1 protein-coding gene is annotated in these 1,568 nt (G+C 54.3%); it reads left to right on the top strand.

What is annotated here, in order from left to right:
- Positions 1-360: 360 nt before the first annotated feature.
- Positions 361-1,568, top strand: a 1,208-nt coding sequence (locus tag DMG62_24715) for a hypothetical protein (GenBank protein PYY19336.1), incomplete at its 3' end; no start/stop codon positions are given.

Below are 1,568 nucleotides of genomic sequence, written 5' to 3'. Positions count from 1 at the left end.
CGACCATTTGTTGGGACGTTTCCTTCTCTGACGCAAACAATGGAACTGCCGTTGGTGAGGGAGGCACAATCGTAAGAACGACAGATGGAGGGAGTAACTGGATTGGCCAACAATGACACCCAGGCCGCGTCCCACACCCCCGTCTCGACCCATAATGTGCGCAGCTCGGAAAAATCAGTGACTGATTACCGATAGATCAAACCGTTCCGCCAAAATTCTGCTTGCCTTGTTTGAAAACTGCTGCGCAGCATCGCTGGCACTGAATCGCAAAACGCCAGCTGCGGTCGGTGTCGAGTTAAGGCGAATCACAACGCTGGCGCGCAGAAAGAGAGTAGAATCATGAAATGATCAAACGCAGTTATACGACTCGCTCTTTCGCTGGCAACCACGTTCGCGGCTGTATTTTTGTCGCCAGCGGATTCGGGCGACAAGCATGTCAACACAGCGCCACAAAAACAACGTGCTACTCATGTCATCCGCATAGTCGATCAAAACGGCCGACTCGCCGTTAACGGCGTGCCGTCAGGGACAGGCCAGATTTTCGATGTTGAGGTAGGCGCAGATGGTTTCTCATTTACGCCTCCCACAGCAAATATCTCGGTCGGCGATACCGTTAGATGGACCTGGTTTAGTAACGGCCACAGTGTCACCAGCGGCGATCCTTGCACCGCCGATGGGCAGTTTTGTTCCCCTGACGATAGGAACTGCGACGCCGGAACTCTTTCGAAAAACGAGTTCGTTTATGAACACACTTTTGCGCAAGCCGGCACGTATTCTTATTTCTGCTTCGCGCACTGCGCTCTCGGCATGACAGGCGTGGTCAATGTCGTTTCCGCTTCGGATACCATTCTTTACGGGTCGACTGGCGGCGATAATGCCAACGGCGGCGGGCGCTTCTGGCTGATTGACGTCACAATCCCGAGCGCATCCCTTATCGGGAATACTGGTTTTGATCGCCTGGGCGGTATCGCGTTTGATAGCAGCGGTACGCTTTACGGCGTCTCCGGCGGGAGCGACAACCAAGGCACTTTGATGACCATCGACCCGACGAACGGCGCGGCGACTGTCATCGGGTTGCTCTCTGATCCCAACGCGGCTGTTGACGGGCTCCGATTCAACTCGCAGGGCGTCCTCTATGGATCCTCGTTCGATAACACCGCAGGTGTCGGAAAGCTCCTGACAATCGATCCATCAAACGCACAGGTCCTTACCTCAGTTACGCTTATGGGCTCCGGGAACTCGTTCTGTCCCGGAATCGCCTTCCATTCTTTAGGTGTCTTATATGGTTCGCGGGGCAATTCCTCGGAGCGCTTGGAAGATCTTGATCTGATTGATCAAGTTACCGGTATAATGACACCTATTGGACCGATGGAAGCCGTGATCTCTGATATCGTGTTTGCTCCCGATGGTAACCTCTATGGCAGTTCGCCTACTGGAGATCTCTACACAATCGATCCCATCACCGGAACCAAGATGCTGTTGTTCAACACTGGTATTGCGCAACTGTCCGGCCTGGCCGCAGCGCCAGCATCCGCAACGCCAACGCCAACCGCAACAGGCACAGCTAC

The organism is Acidobacteriota bacterium (assembly GCA_003225175.1).
Taxonomy (GTDB): domain Bacteria; phylum Acidobacteriota; class Terriglobia; order Terriglobales; family Acidobacteriaceae; genus Gp1-AA112.
Note: the sequence above shows the minus strand (reverse complement) of the source record. Positions and strands in the feature narration are given on the sequence as shown.